Origin of the sequence: Pseudonocardia xinjiangensis (assembly GCF_012911925.1) — a bacterium.
Lineage (GTDB): Bacteria > Actinomycetota > Actinomycetes > Mycobacteriales > Pseudonocardiaceae > Pseudonocardia > Pseudonocardia xinjiangensis.
The window spans coordinates 1-2,593 of record NZ_JAAXKY010000285.1; the positions used below are offsets into that span (position 1 = coordinate 1).

Below are 2,593 nucleotides of genomic sequence, written 5' to 3' on the forward strand. Positions count from 1 at the left end.
ATCAGGGACAGCAGCGCGTCGAGATCCACCGGCTTGGTGACGTACTCGGTGGCCCCGGCCGCCAGGCTGGACTCGCGGTCACCGGGCATGGCCTTGGCGGTGAGGAACACGACGGGCAGCTCGCGTCCCTGCGGCAGGGCACGGATCCGCCGCGTCGTCTCGTTGCCGTCGATGTCGGGCATCATCGCGTCCATCAGGACGACGTCCACCTCGGGGTGCTGGGTGAGCAGCCGGATGCCGTCGGTGCCGTTGTCGGCGTACAGCACCGTCAGCCCGTGCAGCTCCAGCGCGCTGGTCAGCGCGAACACGTTGCGCACGTCGTCGTCGACGATCAGGACGGTGACGCCGGCCAGCTCCGGGGTGGAGCGGCCGCCCGCCGGGGCGCCCGGGGTGGTCCGCAGGATCGGGTTGGCCAGGGGGGCCGGAGCTGGCCGGTCGAGGGAGGGCAGGTCCGGGAACCGGCGGGGCAGCATCCGGGCCGCGGCCGCCGTGACGGGCGGGAGCTCGTCGGGCAGCAGCAGGGTGAACACGGAGCCCTCGTCGACCTCGGAGGTCACCTCGATCTTGCCGCCCAGCATGCGGGCCAGCTCCTTGGAGATCGAGAGCCCGAGCCCGGTGCCCCCATACTTGCGGCTCGTGGTGCCGTCGGCCTGCTGGAAGGCCTCGAAGATCATGTCGAGCTTCCCGCGGGGGATGCCGATGCCCGTGTCGCGGACGGCGAAGGCGATCACCGACCGGGCCGAGTCGAGGGCCGGCACCCCGTGCAGGGTGCCGGTCGGAGCCACCACGATGGACAGCTCGACGTAGCCGGAGTCGGTGAACTTGACGGCGTTGGCGAGCAGGTTGCGCAGGATCTGCTGCAGCCGCTGGGCGTCGCTGATGATCGCGGCGGGCAGGTCGGGATCGGTCCTGACGCGCAGCTCCAGGCCCTTGTCCTCGGCCTGCGGCCGGAACGCCTGCTCGACGTAGCCGCGTACCTCGGTGAGGTCCACCGGTGCCGGGTCGACGTCGACCCGGCCGGCTTCGATCTTCGACAGGTCGAGGATGTCGTCGATCAGGCGCAGCAGGTCGGAGCCCGCGCTGTGGATCGTGCTCGCGAACTCGATCTGCTTGTCGGTGAGGTTGTTGTTCGGGTTGTCGGCGAGCAGGCGCGAGAGCAGCAGCAGCGAGTTGAGCGGGGTACGCAGCTCGTGGCTCATGTTCGCCAGGAACTCGGACTTGTACTGGCTGGCCAGCGCGAGCTGCTGGGCCTTCTCCTCGACGCCACGGCGGGCGGCGTCGATCTCCATGTTCTTGATCTCGACGTTGCGGTTCTGCTCGGAGAGCTGCTCGGCCTTCTCCTCCAGCTCGGCGTTGGCCCGCTGGAGCTCCGCCGACTGGTCCTGCAGCTCCATCGCCAAGCCCTGGGACTGGGACAGCAGCTCCTCGGTGCGCCGGTTGGCGCGGATGGTGGTGATCGCGACGCCGATCGTGGCGACGAGACGCTCGAGGAACATCAGGTGCAGCGTCGAGAAGGGCGTGACGGATCCCAGCTCGATCACGCCGAGGCACTCCCCCTCGAACTGGACGGGGAGCACGACCACGGCACGGGGCGCCGCGGTGCCCACGCCGGAGCGGATCGGGAGGTAGTCGGGCGGGACGTCCTCGACGCGGACCACCTGCCGCGTGGCGGCGGCCTGCCCGACGAGGCCCTCCCCGGAGGCGAAGGACATCGGTGGGTCACCAGGGACGGTGGCGTACCCACCACTCATCACCCACCGGGCGCCGCCGGCGGGACGCACGGGATCGGCGGCGAGGAAGAACGCCCCCACCTGTGCGTTCACCAGCGGCGCGACCTCGTTCATGATCATCCGGCAGACCTCACCGAGGTCGCGCTGGCCCTGCAGCAGCCCGCCGATGCGGGCGAGGTTGGAGTCGAGCCAGTTCTGGGCGGCGTTCTCCTCCGTGGTCTCGCGCAGCGCCACGATCATCTGGTTGATGTTGTCCTTGAGCTCGGCGACCTCCCCGAACGCGGCCACCTTGATCTGCTGGGTCAGGTCGCCGCTGGCCACCGAGGTGGACACTGCCGCGATCGCCCGCAGCTGCGTGGTGAGGGTCGAGGCGAGCTGGTTGACGTTCTCCGTGAGGTCGCGCCACGTGCCCGACACCCCGCGCACCTGTGCCTGGCCGCCCAGCTTGCCCTCGGTGCCCACCTCGCGCGCCACCCGCGTGACCTCGTCGGCGAAGCTCGACAGCTGATCCACCATCGTGTTCACCGTCGACTTCAGCTCGAGGATCTCCCCCCGAGCATCCACCGTGATCTTCTGCGACAGGTCGCCCCGCGCCACCGCCGTGGTCACCTGCGCGATGTTGCGCACCTGCGCGGTCAGGTTGCCCGCCAGCTGGTTCACGTTCTCGGTCAGGTCCCGCCAGGTACCGGCGACGCCCTTGACCTCGGCCTGGCCACCGAGCTTGCCCTCGATGCCGACCTCGCGCGCCACCCGCGTGACCTCGTCGGCGAAGCTCGACAGCTGATCCACCATCGTGTTCACCGTCGACTTCAGCTCGAGGATCTCCCCCCGAGCATCCACCGTGATCTTCTGCGACAGGTCGC

General features: G+C 69.9%; 1 protein-coding gene. It reads right to left on the reverse strand.

What is annotated here, in order from left to right:
- On the reverse strand, positions 1–2,593 hold a 2,593-nt coding region (locus tag HF577_RS37025; protein ID WP_169400657.1), incomplete at both ends, for an ATP-binding protein.